Origin of the sequence: Pseudomonas sp. DTU12.1, from assembly GCF_009873475.1 — a bacterium.
In the GTDB taxonomy this organism is placed as follows: domain Bacteria; phylum Pseudomonadota; class Gammaproteobacteria; order Pseudomonadales; family Pseudomonadaceae; genus Aquipseudomonas; species Aquipseudomonas proteolytica.
The window spans coordinates 1,499,819-1,513,571 of the sequence record NZ_CP045254.1; the positions used below are offsets into that span (position 1 = coordinate 1,499,819).

The 13,753-nt window shown below is 62.0% G+C and carries 13 protein-coding genes; 2 read left to right on the plus strand and 11 right to left on the minus strand.

Annotated elements, in window-relative coordinates; all coding sequences use genetic code 11:
- Positions 1 to 99: 99 nt before the first annotated feature.
- Genes GDV60_RS06590 through plsB form a run of 3 tightly spaced genes read right to left on the minus strand, consistent with a single transcriptional unit; the run spans position 100 to position 3,772 of the window.
- Positions 100 to 786, minus strand: a complete 687-nt coding sequence (locus tag GDV60_RS06590) for a DUF4197 domain-containing protein (protein ID WP_159906661.1) — start codon at positions 784 to 786, stop codon at positions 100 to 102.
- A 25-nt stretch (positions 787 to 811) separates the two neighbouring features.
- A complete protein-coding gene (locus GDV60_RS06595) occupies positions 812 to 1,216 on the minus strand; it encodes a YbaY family lipoprotein (protein WP_029300136.1) in 405 nt (134 codons plus the stop codon).
- Positions 1,217 to 1,267: 51 nt separating this feature from the next.
- Positions 1,268 to 3,772, minus strand: a complete 2,505-nt coding sequence (gene plsB, locus GDV60_RS06600) for a glycerol-3-phosphate 1-O-acyltransferase PlsB (RefSeq protein WP_159906663.1) — start codon at positions 3,770 to 3,772, stop codon at positions 1,268 to 1,270.
- A 179-nt stretch (positions 3,773 to 3,951) separates the two neighbouring features.
- Between plsB and GDV60_RS06605 the strand changes: the two genes are divergently transcribed.
- Positions 3,952 to 4,161, plus strand: coding sequence for a cold-shock protein (locus tag GDV60_RS06605; RefSeq protein WP_003189131.1), 210 nt, complete (start codon positions 3,952 to 3,954; stop codon positions 4,159 to 4,161).
- A gap of 84 nt (positions 4,162 to 4,245) precedes the next feature.
- Here GDV60_RS06605 and GDV60_RS06610 read toward each other — a convergent pair whose 3' ends face one another.
- The 4 genes from GDV60_RS06610 to GDV60_RS06625 all read right to left on the minus strand — a co-directional run bounded on the left by GDV60_RS06610 (position 4,246) and on the right by GDV60_RS06625 (position 9,493).
- Positions 4,246 to 4,623 (minus strand): hypothetical protein, encoded by a 378-nt coding sequence (locus tag GDV60_RS06610; RefSeq protein WP_029300131.1) that lies wholly within the window; start codon positions 4,621 to 4,623, stop codon positions 4,246 to 4,248.
- Positions 4,624 to 4,696: 73 nt separating this feature from the next.
- Positions 4,697 to 5,506, minus strand: coding sequence for a putative RNA methyltransferase (locus GDV60_RS06615; protein WP_159906665.1), 810 nt, complete (start codon positions 5,504 to 5,506; stop codon positions 4,697 to 4,699).
- Complete coding sequence (dapE, locus tag GDV60_RS06620) at positions 5,506 to 6,657, minus strand: succinyl-diaminopimelate desuccinylase (protein ID WP_133714102.1); 1,152 nt, start codon at positions 6,655 to 6,657, stop codon at positions 5,506 to 5,508. The genes GDV60_RS06615 and dapE overlap by 1 nt, the downstream gene beginning before the upstream one ends.
- 244 nt (positions 6,658 to 6,901) lie before the next feature.
- A complete protein-coding gene (locus GDV60_RS06625; protein WP_092233978.1) occupies positions 6,902 to 9,493 on the minus strand; it encodes a glycosyltransferase in 2,592 nt (863 codons plus the stop codon).
- A 217-nt stretch (positions 9,494 to 9,710) separates the two neighbouring features.
- Between GDV60_RS06625 and tcdA the strand changes: the two genes are divergently transcribed.
- On the plus strand, positions 9,711 to 10,520 hold the full coding sequence (gene tcdA, locus GDV60_RS06630; RefSeq protein ID WP_166647831.1) for a tRNA cyclic N6-threonylcarbamoyladenosine(37) synthase TcdA: 810 nt from the start codon (positions 9,711 to 9,713) through the stop codon (positions 10,518 to 10,520).
- A 110-nt stretch (positions 10,521 to 10,630) separates the two neighbouring features.
- Here the strand turns inward: tcdA and GDV60_RS06635 are convergent, their stop codons facing one another.
- From GDV60_RS06635 to GDV60_RS06650, 4 genes are all read right to left on the minus strand, one after another.
- A complete protein-coding gene (locus GDV60_RS06635) occupies positions 10,631 to 11,044 on the minus strand; it encodes a SufE family protein (protein WP_092233981.1) in 414 nt (137 codons plus the stop codon).
- Positions 11,041 to 12,246 carry an aminotransferase class V-fold PLP-dependent enzyme gene (locus GDV60_RS06640; RefSeq protein WP_104911716.1) on the minus strand — a complete coding sequence of 402 codons (1,206 nt, stop codon included), beginning with the start codon at positions 12,244 to 12,246 and terminating at the stop codon, positions 11,041 to 11,043. Before GDV60_RS06640 ends, GDV60_RS06635 begins: the two co-directional genes overlap by 4 nt.
- A gap of 70 nt (positions 12,247 to 12,316) precedes the next feature.
- Positions 12,317 to 13,351 (minus strand): 2,3,4,5-tetrahydropyridine-2,6-dicarboxylate N-succinyltransferase, encoded by a 1,035-nt coding sequence (dapD, locus tag GDV60_RS06645; protein WP_159906667.1) that lies wholly within the window; start codon positions 13,349 to 13,351, stop codon positions 12,317 to 12,319.
- Positions 13,352 to 13,383: 32 nt separating this feature from the next.
- Positions 13,384 to 13,692: an arsenate reductase gene (locus GDV60_RS06650; RefSeq protein WP_240160304.1), complete on the minus strand. Its 309-nt coding sequence runs from the start codon at positions 13,690 to 13,692 to the stop codon at positions 13,384 to 13,386.
- Positions 13,693 to 13,753: the final 61 nt, after the last annotated feature.

The following is a 13,753-nucleotide window of genomic DNA, read 5'->3' on the forward strand; positions in this document are numbered from 1 at the left end:
GGGGCCTGAGTTTCAGGCCTGTCCAGAGGCGGCCCAGTAACAAAAACGCCCCGATTATTCGGGGCGTTTTTTGTTGTACAGCGGGGTGAACGAGGTGCCCTAGAGGGCGCCGAAGACTTTCTTCGCCAGGCTGGTCGCGGCGGCTGCCGGGTTCTGGCGAATGCTTTCTTCCTGCTGGGCAATCATCTTGAACAAACCGTCCAGCGCTTGTTCAGTCACATAGTTTTCGACGCTGTCGGCCTTGCCACCCAACAAGCCCATCGGGGCCTTCTTGGCGAGCGCGTTGTACTGCTGGGCGACACCGACCTTGTCTGTGGATTGCTTGACGATCGGCAGGAACTTGGCGCGGATCTGCTCGCGGCTGCTTTTGTCCAGATACTGGGTTGCCGAATCCTGGCCGCCGCTGAGGATGCCCTTGGCATCGGTCACGCTCATGTTTTTCACGGCATTCACCAGAATCGGCTTGGCCTGGGTCACGGCGGATTCGGCGGCTTTGTTCATGCTGTCTTCAAGTTGGGTGATTTGATCGCCCATGCCGAGCATTTTCAGGGCGCCGGCGGCTTTTTCCAGCTTGCCTGGCAAGCCGATCTTGACCTCGGGGTTGTTGCTGAAACCACCGGGAGTCCCCAGTTGTTTGACGGCAATCTGCGCGCCTTGGGTCAGTGCGTCCTTGAGGCCACCCGTGGCGTCGCCCTGGGACAGGTCACCAAGGGACAGGGCCATGGCGTTGGCACCGAGCAGCAGGCCGGCGCACAGGGCGCTGAGGCGAAGAGAGTTACGGAGCATGGGCGCTTCCTTTTAATCGACTGGATCAGTGGGCAACGGCGTCAACGCGCAGGCGAAGCGGCTGGGGATCCTGGCCGTTCAACTGCACCGAATGGCGCTCGGTGGTGATAAACATTAGCTTGCCATCCAGCTCGATGCGAGCGCTGACCGAATAGCTGTGGCCAGGCTTGACCTGTGCCGGGTCGTAGCTCAGGTGGAAGGGCAGCGGTACCTGCTTGCCATTGACCGGGCCTTTTTGCTCGGCCAGGGTGACGGCGGGCGCATCGGCCAGGGACACGTCCTGCAGGCTGACGCTCAAGGTAGCGGTAGGCGGCAGGGCGATGCGTTGCAGGTAGAACACTTCGCCATCAAGGCTGGCCTTAGGGGCAGGATTCATCGAGTGGCAGGCTCCCAGCAGGGCGGTCAGGCCCAGGAGAATAATCTTTTTCATGGTGCAGCTCCTTGTCAACGGCGCCAGAAACACCCTGGCGCCTTGGTAAATCTAGCGGGTTTCGTGCGGTTCGGTGTCTGGGGCTGGCGCTTCGTCGTTGCGGTGCAACGCCACCTGGCGGATCGACAGGCGAATCTCCGCGGGCAATACCCGTTTGGCTGCGCCTTCGGCCAACTCGCCGAGCAGGTCGTGGTAACTCAACTTGCCGGCTTCATCGCGGCGCAGCACATCTTGCTCGAGCAACGTCTGAATAAAATGTCGGAAAAGGCTCTTGTCGAAGAACTCCGGGGCATTCAGGCCATGCAGGATCGACAAGCGCTGGGCCATGACCGTGCACAAGTCTTCCAGTTCTTCGGCGCTGATACTGTTCTGGCCGCTGTTGAGCAGCAGGGAAATGGCCATGTAGAAGCGTTGCAGGGTCTGGGCAATGCTCTTGGACAACAGGGTCAGCAGCACAAAGTTGCGCGAGCTGGGCGCCGGGCGCAGGTAGATGTTGTTTTCAAAGCGCAGCAGGCCTTGTTCCACCAGGGCTTCGAGCCACTGGTCGACCACCGCGTCCAGCTCGTCCAGGGACCAGCGGATAAACAACTCCGATTGCAGGTACGGGTAGAGCGCGCGGGTGTAGCGCAGGATCTGTTCGCGGCTCATGCGCGAGCTGCTCTGGAAGAAACTGGCGAGCAGCGCCGGCAGGGCGAAGATATGCAGCACGTTGTTGCGGTAATAGGTCATCAGGACGGCGTTTTGCTCGTCCAGATACAGGATCTTGCCCAGGGCATCGCTCTGTTCCGACAGCAGGTTCATGTCCTTGACGTGCTTGATCAGCGCCTGGCCGTCGCCCTCGGGCAGCGTGGTATGGGGCGAGTAGGGCACCCGGCGCAGCAGCGCCAGGTACAGGTCCAGCACCCGTGCCATGGCCTGGTCGTCCAGGGCCAGGCGGCTGGTTGAAAGCAGCGCCAGCGCCACCAGGTTCACCGGGTTGATCGCGGCGGCCTCGTTGAGGTGCTGGGCCACACGCTCGCCGAGGCGGTTGGTGGTTTCATTGAGCCAGGCCGGTTTGTAGTTCGGCCCCAGGTCCTGGGCGCGCCAGTCCGGTTGCTCCTGGTCGAGGAACTCAGCCAGCTTGATCGGCTCGCCGAAGTTGACCGCCACCTGGCCAAAACGCTGTTTCAAGGCGCCAATGACCTTGAAGATATCGAAGATCGACTCTTTCTTTTTCGTCGCGCCGCGCAGCTCACCCAGGTAGGTGCGGCCTTCCAGCACCCGTTCGTAGCCGATATACACCGGCACAAACACGATGGGCATGCGTGAGGAGCGCAGGAAACTGCGCAGGGTGATCGCCAGCATCCCGGTCTTGGGTTGCAGCATGCGCCCGGTGCGCGAGCGGCCGCCCTCGACGAAGTACTCCACCGGGAAACCCTTGGTGAACAGGGTGTGCAGGTATTCGTTGAACACCGAGGTGTACAGCGGGTTGCCCTTGAACGTGCGGCGCATGAAAAACGCCCCGCCACGGCGTAGCAGGCTGCCGATCACCGGCATATTGAGGTTGATCCCGGCGGCGATGTGCGGCGGGGTCAGGCCATTCTTGAAGAGCAGGTACGACAGCAGCAGGTAGTCGATATGGCTGCGGTGGCAGGGTACGTAGATCACCTCGTAGCCCTGAGCGACCTTTTGCACACCTTCGATGTTGTTGACCTTGATCCCATCGTAGATCTTGTTCCAGAACCAGCTCAGCACCACTTCCAGGAAGCGGATGGCGGTGTAGGTGTAGTCCGAGGCGATCTCGTTGCCATAGCGCAGGGCCTGGGCCTTGGCTTTTTCGGCCGTGATGTTCTCGCGCTCGGCTTCGTCGAGGATCGCCTGGCGTACCAGCGGCATGTTCACCAGGCCCTTGACCAGGTTGCGCCGGTGGGACAGGTCGGGGCCGATCACCGCCGTCTTCAGGTTGCGAAAGTGTACCCGCAGGATTCTTTGGGCCATGCGCACCGTACGTTCGTGACCTTTATTGTGCTCGATCAATTCACGCAGGTTGATTGGCGCAGAGAATTGCACACGGGTCTTGCGCCCCAGGATCAGGATGCTCAGCAGCCGGCGCAGGCGCCCGGTGACGGCCCAGCTGTCGGCGAACAGCAGTTTCCAGGGGCTCGACTCGCTGGCCGGTGACTGGCCCCAGAACACGCTGACCGGGATGATCTGGGCGTTTTCTTCGGCGTGCTCGGTCAGGGTATTGACCAGGCGCGTCAAGGTCGGCGGCGCGCCGCGCTTGTCCTGGCGGCCGAGCCAGTCCGGGTCGGGCGTGAGGTAGAAAAACGCCGCCGGCTCCATCAACGGGCCGACCGACACCGGCAGCACCGGGCGCGGCAAGCCAGCCTTGGTGCACTCGGCATCCACCACGGCCAGTTCGGTCAGGGAGGGCGATTGCAGGACGTAGAACACGGGCCGGCTGCGGTCCAGGTTAAGGGTGAGGGACGACTGGTTGATCGTCTCCGAGCGAACCCAGAGGTACAACAGTCGGCGCAAGGTGCCAAATACCAGACGGCGGAACGGGGAGCGGGTCATAGGTGTGCTGCTTTGAGTGGAAAAAACCGAGCAGGCGCTCGGGCGGGTAGTGTGCCGTATTCGCCGAAAATCGGCAAAAAAGCGGCGAAGTAAAGTTGAGTTGATCGTTTTTGAGCCTGTCTTATACTCGGCAGTTCAATGCGACTGACTCAACAATAAAAACCAGTGGGAGCAAATAGATGACAACGCGCGAAACCGGCAATGTGAAGTGGTTCAACGACGCCAAGGGCTATGGCTTTATCCAGCGGGAAGACGGCAAGGATGTGTTTGTGCACTACCGCGCCATCCGCGGTGAAGGCCACCGCTCCCTGGCCGAGGGCCAGCAGGTGGAATACGCCGTGGTGACCGGCGAGAAGGGCTTGCAGGCGGAGGATGTGGTGGGCCTGTAACGCGGGTTGTTGCATGGGGGAGCTGGCTTTTGTGGGAGTTGGTCAGCTCCCACACAAGTCAGCTCCCACACTGACCGGGCTGGATCAGGCGGTTTTCCAGGTGATCTGTTCTTCACCGTCGGTGCTGATCCGAATCCAGGTGTCGGCGCTTTCTTCACCTTCCTCTTCAACCCACGTCCCCGGCGCGCAGCGCACTTCAACGTTCAGCGCGGCAAAGGCGGCGCGGGCGCAGGCGATGTCGTCTTCCCATGGGGTCTGGTCGCTTTCCAGGTACAGGCTGTTCCATTTGCCCACGGCCTTGGGCAGCCAGGTCACGGGTACGTTGCCGGCCTTGCACTTGTAGGTCTGGCCCTTTTGTACCCAGTCGGTACACGGCCCCAGGGCGGCGCCGAGCCAGGCAGCGATAGCCTTGTGGTCGACGTCGGCGTCCTTGAGGTAAATCTCGATATCGGGTTGGCGCATGGATGTTCCTCGTTGCGGGATTCGAAAATCCATTCGCGGATTCAGGGTGGGCGCAAATGCCCGGAAAAGTCGGTTATTGAAGCACGAAATAGTCGTAGCGCATCGACACGGTGACCAGCAGCGTTTCGGCCTGTTCGATCACCTGGGCGCGCCGCTCGGCACTGGCACGCCAGCCGTGGGGCGTCATCGCCAGCAGGTTGGCGCGGTCCTTGGGCTCGGCCAGGCTGAGCTGGAACTCCAGGACTTCGCTGTGTTGCAGGCTCATGCCGTCCGGCACCAGGGCCAAGTGCTTGTCGTCAGTGTACTCACGCACTTCGTCGTACAAACGCTCGCGCAGCTCCATCAGGTGGCCGCGGGTCGGGCCGACCTTCATCAGGCCGCCGCCAGGGCTGAGCAGGCGCTTGGCTTCCTGCCAGTCCAGCGGGCTGAACACGCTGGCGAGGAACTGGCAACTGCCGTCGGCCAACGGTACGCGGGCCATGCTGGCGATCAGCCAAGTCAGCGTCGGGTTGCGCTTGCACGCGCGCTTGACCGCTTCCTTGGAGATATCCAGGGCATAACCATCGGCGCGCAGCAGGGCATCGGCGATTTGTGCGGTGTAATAACCTTCGCCGCAGCCGATATCCAGCCAGCGCTGGGGTTTGCGTTCCGCTGCCAGTGCCGCCAGGCGCCTGGCCACCGGCGCGTAGTGCCCGGCATTGAGGAAGTCGCGGCGCGCTTCCACCATCGCCAGGTTATCGCCCGGGTCGCGGCTGTTCTTGTGCTGCACCGGCAACAGGTTCAGATAACCCTGGCGGGCCCGGTCGAAACGGTGTCCGGCGGGGCACACCACGCCATTGTCCACCTCATTGAGTGGCGCACTGCAAATGGGGCAAGCGAGCATCAGGCGAGCAACTTGATCAGGGTCTGGTAGTAGATTTCGGTCAGCACATCGAGGTCGCTGGCCAGGATGCGTTCGTTGACCTGATGGATTGTCGCGTTGACCGGGCCCAGTTCCACCACTTGGGTACCGAGGGTCGCGATAAAGCGCCCGTCGGATGTGCCACCGCTGGTGGACGCCTGGGTCTCGCGCCCGGTGATGGCCTTGATGCTGGCAGACACCGCATCGAGCAGTGCGCCGGGCTCGGTGAGGAACGGCAGGCCCGACAGCGCCCATTCCACATGCCAGTCCAGGCCATGTTTGTCGAGAATCGCCGCGACCCGCTGCTGTAGGCCTTCGACGGTGGACTCGGTGGAGAACCGGAAGTTGAACACCGCCGTCAGGTCGCCGGGGATCACGTTGGTGGCGCCGGTGCCGGAGTTGAGGTTGGAGATCTGGAAGCTGGTCGGCGGGAAGAAGGTGTTGCCGTCATCCCAATGCTCGGCGGCCAGTTCCGCCAGCGCCGGGGCAGCCAGGTGGATCGGGTTCTTAGCCAGGTGCGGGTAGGCCACGTGGCCTTGCACACCGCGCACGGTCAAGGTCGCGCCGAGGGAGCCACGACGGCCATTCTTGACCACGTCGCCCACCAGGGTGGTGCTCGACGGCTCGCCAACGATGCACCAGTCCAGGCGCTCCTTGCGTGCCGCCAGGCGCTCGATCACCGCTTTGGTGCCGTGGTGTGCCGGGCCTTCTTCGTCGCTGGTGATCAGGAAGGCTACCGAACCCTTGTGGTCCGGGTAGTCCTTCACAAAGCGTTCGGACGCCACCAGCATGGCGGCCAGGCTGCCTTTCATGTCGGCTGCGCCACGCCCGCACAACATGCCGTGTTCGTCGATCAGCGCGTCGAACGGATCATTCTGCCAGGCCTGCACCGGGCCGGTCGGGACCACGTCAGTGTGGCCGGCGAAGCACAGTACCGGACCTTCATGCTTGCCGTGGGTGGCCCAGAAGTTATCCACATCTTCGATACGCATCGGCTCAAGCGCAAAGCCGGCGTCGCCCAGGCGTTGCATCATCAGCTTCTGGCAGTCAGCGTCGACAGGCGTTACCGACGGGCGACGGATCAGGTCGATAGCGAGTTGGAGGGTCGGCGAAAGGTCGGCGTGGGCCGTCATGGGGAAGCTCCGAAAGCGTGTTATGGGCGCAGGACGAATGTGCAACAGCAGCGCGATTCCAATGTGGGAGCGGGCTTGTCCGCGATTGCGGCGGATCAGTCAGTGCATCGGTTACTGACAGACCGCTATCGCGGGCAAGCCCGCTCCCCCATAAAGCATGGCCTGGGCCATGCTCTGCAAAAGGGCCGTTATCTTATAGCAAAACGGCGACCAGAGGCCGCCGTTTAGTGGATTGCGCAAGTTTTTACGCCGCCGGGGCGGGCTCCACCACCGCTGCCGGTTTAGGCAGTGACGAGAGGAACGCCATGATCAACGCCGCCACATACGGCAACGATTGCACCAGCAACATCACCACCCAGAAGCGCATGTCATTGCTCGGCAGGCCTTGCACCAGGTAAATCCCCAGCGCTGCGCCCCACAGCAGCAACATGATGAACATCTCCTCCCGAGCCTCGGAAATCGCTACCCAGAAGCCGTGGTTATCCGCGTTTTTCGGTGTACGAAAGAACGGAATACTGGTGGTGAAGAAACCATACAGCACCGCCTTGGCGATGGTGTGGGACAACGCCAACCCGGCCAGGGCCGCGCAGAACGCATCCTTGAGGTTCACACCCACGGCGCGACGGTAGAGGAAGATGATCTTGCCGACCTTGAACACGAACAGCGCCAACGGCGGGATTGCGAAGATCAGCAGGGGCGGATCGACCCGGGTCGGCACAATGATCATCGCCGCCGACCACAACAAGGCACCGACGGTGAAGAAGATATTCATGCCGTCCGCCACCCACGGCAGCCAGCCCGCGAGGAAGTGGTAGCGCTGGCCACGGGTCAGTTCCGTGTCCTTGCCACGCAACAGGCTGGCGGTGTGGCGCTTGATGATCTGGATCGCGCCGTAGGCCCAGCGGAAGCGCTGCTTCTTGAAGTCGATAAAGGTATCGGGCATCAAGCCCTTGCCGTAGCTGGTGTGGTAGTAGGCAGCCGACAGACCTTTCTCGAACACCCGTAGGCCCAGTTCCGCATCTTCACAGATACACCAGTCGGCCCAGCCCAGCTCTTCGAGCACCGAGCGGCGAGTCATGGTCATGGTGCCGTGCTGGATGATGGCGTCGCGGTCGTTGCGCGTGACCATGCCGATATGGAAGAAGCCTTTGTATTCGGCGTAGCAGAGCTTCTTGAAGGTGCTTTCGTTCTGGTCGCGGTAATCCTGGGGCGATTGCACCACGGCGATTTTCGGGTCGGCGAAGTGCGGCACCATGTGTTTGAGCCAGTTGGGCGACACGCAGTAGTCCGAGTCGATCACCGCGATCACTTCGGCGTCCTTGGCGGTGTGCGGGATCAGGTAGTTCAGCGCGCCGCCCTTGAAACCGGCCAGGGGCGCGACGTGGAAGAACTTGAAGCGCGGGCCCAGCGTCTCACAGTAGTCGCGCACCGGTTCCCACACGGCCGGGTCCTTGGTGTTGTTGTCGATGATCAGGACTTCGTAGTCCGGGTAGTCGAGGGCGGCCAGGGCGTCGAGGGTCTGTTTGACCATCTCCGGTGGCTCGTTGTAGCACGGCACATGGATCGACACTTTCGGGCGGTAGTCCGAATCACCTTCCACCGGTAGGAATTCGCGGCGGCGCTTGTGGGTCCAGACCGCTTCCGCCAGCTCATGGGCCTCGGTCAGCAGCACAATAAACACCCCAAGCGCGCCGAGGGCCAGCAAGAAGCCCACCGTCAGGCTGAACCACGTGCTGTATTGCTGGCTGTAGTCGTAGCCGATCCATACCAGCACCGAGCCACACAGGAACGCAATAAAGGTCAGGAAGGTACGGCCACGCTGGCGCAGGGCCGAGCCGTCGATCATCAGCAGGGTCAGCGACAGCAGCGCCAGCACCACCGAGCCGATGGCCAGCACCCGCCATTGCGGAATCGCTACCACCGGGCCTTCAAAATTGAATTTCTGCTGGCGCGCGGCGTTGAACACACCCCAATAGGCGCCCACCGAGCCTTCGTCACTGGCCTTCCAAGGTTGGTCGAAGGCTTCGATCACGAAGTAGTTGTAGCCCTGGCGGTTCAGTTTGTTGACCAGGGTACGCAGGTAAATGGCCTGGTCGGCAGGCGACGCGTCCGCGCCACCGCGCATGCGGCCATTGCTCGGCCAGCCGACTTCCGACAGCAGCAGCGGCTTTTTCGGGAAGGTCTTCTTCAGATCCTTGGCGCGGTCGAGGACGAATTGCCCGGCCTGGGCCATGGGAATATGTTCCCAATACGGCAGGACGTGCGCGGCGATCAGGTCGACATGCTTGCCCAGTTGCGGGTTGTGCTCCCAGATATGCCACTGCTCTGAAGTGGTCACTGGCACTTTGACAGCGGCGCGCACCCGGTCCAGCAGCACAATCAGCTCGTCGGCGGTGATTTCCTTGCGGAAGATCGCCTCGTTGCCGACCACCACACGTACCACGCTGCGCGAGGTGTTGGCGATCTCGATGGCACGCTGGATCTCACGCTCATTGCGCTCCAGGTCCGGGCTGATCCAGATCCCCAGGGTCACGCGCAGGCCGAATTCTTCCGCCAGCTTGGGGATGTCCCCCAGGGTGCCGTCGACCGAATAGGTACGGATGTTGTCCGTCAGCTTGCTCATGATCGCAAGGTCCTGACGCATCTGTTCGTCGGTCGGGTACTGGTCTTTCTGCGGGTACTGGCCTTGCTGGAACGGCGAGTACGAAAACCCGGAGATCTGCTGTGGCCAGTTGGGAGTAGTGACCGGGCGGTTGATCAGCGCCCAGAAACCGGTGAACAGCGCGGCAATCGCCAGCACTACCACCAGGTTGAGTCCAAATTTACGCGATGACATAGCTATTTCGGGTTCCAAAGGGTGCGGAACGAAAAGAGGTGTTGGCCTGCGCCGAACGGCGCGCATCCTACACTGGCCCTTCCATGAGCGTACAGCAAGCTGGGAAAAACCGGAGTTTAGTCAGCGAAACCTCTGCGGAGTTCTTTACTTGTAGCTGGAAGCTTCGAACTTGTCGCCGCGTAGTCCATAATGCGCGCCGGTTTTTGGGGTAATGGTCATGAGCACAGAAGATCCACGGTTTGCCGGCGTCGCCCGTTTGTATGGCATTGAAGGCCTGGAGCGTTTGAAAGCGGCCCATGTGGCCATCGTCGGCGTGGGCGGTGTCGGCTCGTGGGCGGCGGAAGCCATGGCCCGCTGCGGGGTGGGCGAGATTTCGCTGTTTGACCTGGACGACGTGTGCGTCAGCAACAGCAACCGTCAGTTGCACGCCCTGGACAGCACGGTAGGCAAGCCCAAGGTCGAAGTGATGGCCGAGCGCCTGCGTGCGATCAACCCCGATTGCACCGTGCATGCGGTGGCGGACTTCGTGACCCGCGACACCATGGCCGAGTACATCACGCCTGACATGGATTGCGTGATTGACTGCATCGATGCGGTCAACGCCAAGGCGGCGCTGATCGCCTGGTGCAAGCGGCGCAAGATCCAGATCATCACCACCGGCGGCGCCGGCGGGCAGATTGACCCGACGCTGATCCAGGTGTGCGACCTGAACCGCACCTTCAACGACCCACTGGCCTCGAAAGTGCGTTCCACCTTGCGTCGTGACTACGGTTTTTCACGCACCGTGACCCGGCACTACAGCGTGCCTTGCGTGTTCTCCACCGAACAGCTGCGTTATCCCAAGCCCGATGGCAGCATCTGCTTGCAGAAGAGTTTTGTGGGGGATGGCGTGAAGCTGGACTGCGCGGGTGGGTTTGGCGCGGTGATGATGGTGACGGCGACCTTTGGCATGGTGGCGGCGACCAAGGCCGTGGACAAGATCGTGGCCGGAGTGCGCAGGCCGTCCGAGCGGGTCAAACCCACCTGAATCTCGCTGCTGGGCATAAACAAAATGTGGGGCTTGCCCGCGATGGGGGTGTGCCAGGCAAGACATCTGGCACTGATCCACTGCTATCGCGGGCAAGCCCGCTCCTACAGTTAGTTTTGCGTATGGCTCAAGTCGCGCATGCGCTGCAGGACTGCGTTCAGGCCATTGCTGCGCGACGGCGACAGCTGGCGGGAGAGGCCCAGTTGGTTGAACCAGTCAGGCAGGTCGACCGCCTGTAACGCGTGCGCCGATAGGCCATTGACCCGCGCCAGCAACAACGCCACCAACCCGCGAATCAAGCGCGCGTCGCTGCTGGCGGCAAACTGCCAGTGGCCCTCGTGCAAGCGCCCCACCAGCCACACCAGGCTTTCACAGCCCTGTACCAGGTTGGCGTCGATCTTGTCCTCAGGCACCAATGCCGGCAGCCGCTCGCCCCATTGCATCAGCAGGCGGGCGCGTTGCTCCCAGCTGCCGACAGCCTGAAAGGCCTGCAGCGCGGCCAGCGCATCCGCTGGCAGGCTCATCGCAGCATGTCCAGCGCCTGGTCCAGCGCTTCAAAAAAGCGCTCCAGGTCATCGGAGTCGTTGTACAGCGCCAACGAAACCCGGATTGCGCCGGATAAATGCAGGCTCTTGAGCAGGGGCATTGCACAGTGATGGCCGGCGCGTACCGCGATGCCTTGCTCGGTCAGCAGGTGGGCGAGGTCGGCGCTGTGTATACCGTCTACCACGAAGCTGGCCAGGGCCACGTGTGGCGAGCCCAGCAGGCGCACGCCATTGCGTGCCCGCAAGCCGCGCAATAGATAGTCATGCAGCGCCGCTTCATGGGCGAGCACCGCCGCTTGATCCAGGGAATTGAGGTAGTCCAGGGTCGCCCCCAGGCCAATCACGCTGGCAATCGGCGGGGTGCCCGCTTCGAAACCCAGGGGCGCGGGGCGAAAGCTGGCGCTGTGGTAGTCCGCCTGTTGCACCATCTCGCCGCCAAACTGCCAGTGACGCAGCAGATGCAGGCCTTCGGTGCGGCCGTAGAGCACGCCGACGCCGTCCGGGCCGTAGAGCTTGTGGCTGGAAAACACGTAGAAGTCGCAGCCCAGGGCCTGCACGTCATGGCGCCCGTGGACGATGCCCTGTGCGCCATCCACTACGGTCAAGGCGTCGTGGGCCTTGGCCAGTGCCAGCAACTGCGCCAACGGCTGCCAGGCGCCCAGCACGTTGGATAACTGGCTCACCGCCAGCAGGCGGGTGCGTGGCCCGATCATCGTGGCGGCGGCGTGCAGGTCGATCAAGCCGGCGTCGTCGAGGGGCAACACCACAAGCGTGAGCTCGCGGCGTTTGGCCAACTGCTGCCAGGGCAAGAGGTTGGCGTGATGTTCCAGGGCGCTGATGACAATCTCATCGCCCGGGTTGAAAAGGTGCTCAAGGCCATAGGCCAGGAGGTTCAGCGCTGAAGTTGCGCCGTGGGTGAAGATGATTTGCCCGCGGTCACCGACGTTGAGCCATTGCGCCACTTTGCTGCGACTGTCCTCGAACGCCTGGGTCGCATGGGCGCCCGGCAAATGCTGGGCACGGTGCACATTGGCTGCGCCATTGGCGTAGTAATGGCTGAGGGCGTCCAACAGGGCTTGAGGTTTTTGCGTGGTAGCGGCGTTGTCCAGATAGGTCTGGTCTTGCCGTTGCAAGGTAGCGATGGCCGGGAAATCGGCGCGCCAGGGCGAAGGCACAAGCATGGGGTTCAAGACTCATATGAACCGGCCGCGCTGAATAACGCGGCCGGTTCCGGTGGCATCGAGTCGCTGCTTAGTTGTGAGCGTGCAGCGCTGCGTTCAGTTCGATCGCCGACTTGTGGGTTTTGCACTCCACGGCACCGGTTTCGGAGTTACGGCGGAACAGCAGGTCCGGCTGGCCAGCCAGTTCGCGAGCCTTGACCACCTTGACCAGTTGGTTCTGCTCATCGAGCAGTGCCACTTTGGTGCCAGCGGTCACGTACAGGCCCGATTCCACGGTGTTGCGATCACCCAACGGGATACCGATACCGGCGTTTGCGCCGATCAGGCAGCCTTCGCCCACTTTGATCACGATGTTGCCGCCGCCCGACAGGGTACCCATGGTGGAGCAACCGCCGCCCAGGTCCGAACCCTTGCCGACGAAGACACCCGCCGATACACGGCCTTCGATCATGCCAGGGCCTTCGGTGCCTGCGTTGAAGTTGATGAAGCCTTCATGCATCACCGTGGTGCCTTCGCCCACATAGGCGCCCAGGCGCAGACGCGCAGCATCGGCGATACGCACGCCGGCCGGCACCACGTAGTCGGTCATTTTCGGGAACTTGTCCACCGAGAACACTTCCAGCAGCTCGCCACGCAGGCGTGCTTCCAACTGGCGCTCGGCCAGCTCGCCGATGTCGATCGCACCCTGGCTGGTCCAGGCCACGTTCGGCAGTTGCGGGAATACACCGGCCAGGCTCAGGTCATGGGGCTTGACCAGGCGGTGGGACAGCAGATGCAGCTTGAGGTAGGCCTCTGGGGTGGAGGTCAATGCCGCGTCCTCGGCCAGCAGCGTGGCGACCAACGGCTTGTGGCTTTCGGCCAGGCGGGTCAGCAGGGCGGCTTGGGTGGCATCTACATTTTTCAGTGCATCAACCAGCTGCGAGGCTTGGGCAATGGTGAAAGTGATTGCCTGGTTGCCTTCGGTGTACCCGAGGATAGGCGCGATGGCGGCAACGATCTCGGCCGAAGGGTTGAGCAATGGCTGCGCGTAAAACACTTCCAGCCAAGCACCTTGGCGGTTCTGGGTGCCGACGCCGAAGCCCAGGCTGAACAGGGAATTGGACATGCTGTTACCTCTACAAAAATGAAGTGGCTGGCCTACTTGAGGGCCGCCGAATAACTATCTGGCTTGAAGCCAATCAGGGTTCTGTCACCGAGATCGAGCACCGGGCGCTTGATCATCGAGGGTTGTGCGAGCATCAGTTCAATCGCTTTCGCCTGGTCGAGATCGGCTTTCTGTTCGTCTTCGAGTTTGCGAAAGGTCGTGCCTGCACGGTTCAAAACCACTTGCCAACCGTGCTCGTTGCACCATTGGGTCAAGTGTTCGCGGTCGATACCGGCCGTCTTGTAGTCATGAAACGTATAGCTGATGGCATTTTCATCGAGCCAGGTACGCGCCTTTTTCATGGTGTCGCAGGCTTTGATGCCAAAAAGGTGCAAGGTTTTGCTTGAATCGGTCAAGGAACTG

Bases quoted from the DNA above. Each gene is read 5' to 3' on its own strand.
- tcdA (WP_166647831.1), top strand. From the start codon at position 9,711: ATGAGCACAGAAGATCCACGGTTTGCCGGCGTCGCCCGTTTGTATGGC.
- GDV60_RS06650 (WP_240160304.1), bottom strand. From the start codon at position 13,692: ATGAAAAAGGCGCGTACCTGGCTCGATGAAAATGCCATCAGCTATACG.
- GDV60_RS06610 (WP_029300131.1), bottom strand. From the start codon at position 4,623: ATGCGCCAACCCGATATCGAGATTTACCTCAAGGACGCCGACGTCGAC.
- GDV60_RS06595 (WP_029300136.1), bottom strand. From the start codon at position 1,216: ATGAAAAAGATTATTCTCCTGGGCCTGACCGCCCTGCTGGGAGCCTGC.
- plsB (WP_159906663.1), bottom strand. From the start codon at position 3,772: ATGACCCGCTCCCCGTTCCGCCGTCTGGTATTTGGCACCTTGCGCCGA.
- GDV60_RS06635 (WP_092233981.1), bottom strand. From the start codon at position 11,044: ATGAGCCTGCCAGCGGATGCGCTGGCCGCGCTGCAGGCCTTTCAGGCT.
- GDV60_RS06615 (WP_159906665.1), bottom strand. From the start codon at position 5,506: ATGCTCGCTTGCCCCATTTGCAGTGCGCCACTCAATGAGGTGGACAAT.
- GDV60_RS06625 (WP_092233978.1), bottom strand. From the start codon at position 9,493: ATGTCATCGCGTAAATTTGGACTCAACCTGGTGGTAGTGCTGGCGATT.
- GDV60_RS06640 (WP_104911716.1), bottom strand. From the start codon at position 12,246: ATGCTTGTGCCTTCGCCCTGGCGCGCCGATTTCCCGGCCATCGCTACC.
- GDV60_RS06605 (WP_003189131.1), top strand. From the start codon at position 3,952: ATGACAACGCGCGAAACCGGCAATGTGAAGTGGTTCAACGACGCCAAG.
- dapD (WP_159906667.1), bottom strand. From the start codon at position 13,351: ATGTCCAATTCCCTGTTCAGCCTGGGCTTCGGCGTCGGCACCCAGAAC.
- GDV60_RS06590 (WP_159906661.1), bottom strand. From the start codon at position 786: ATGCTCCGTAACTCTCTTCGCCTCAGCGCCCTGTGCGCCGGCCTGCTG.
- dapE (WP_133714102.1), bottom strand. From the start codon at position 6,657: ATGACGGCCCACGCCGACCTTTCGCCGACCCTCCAACTCGCTATCGAC.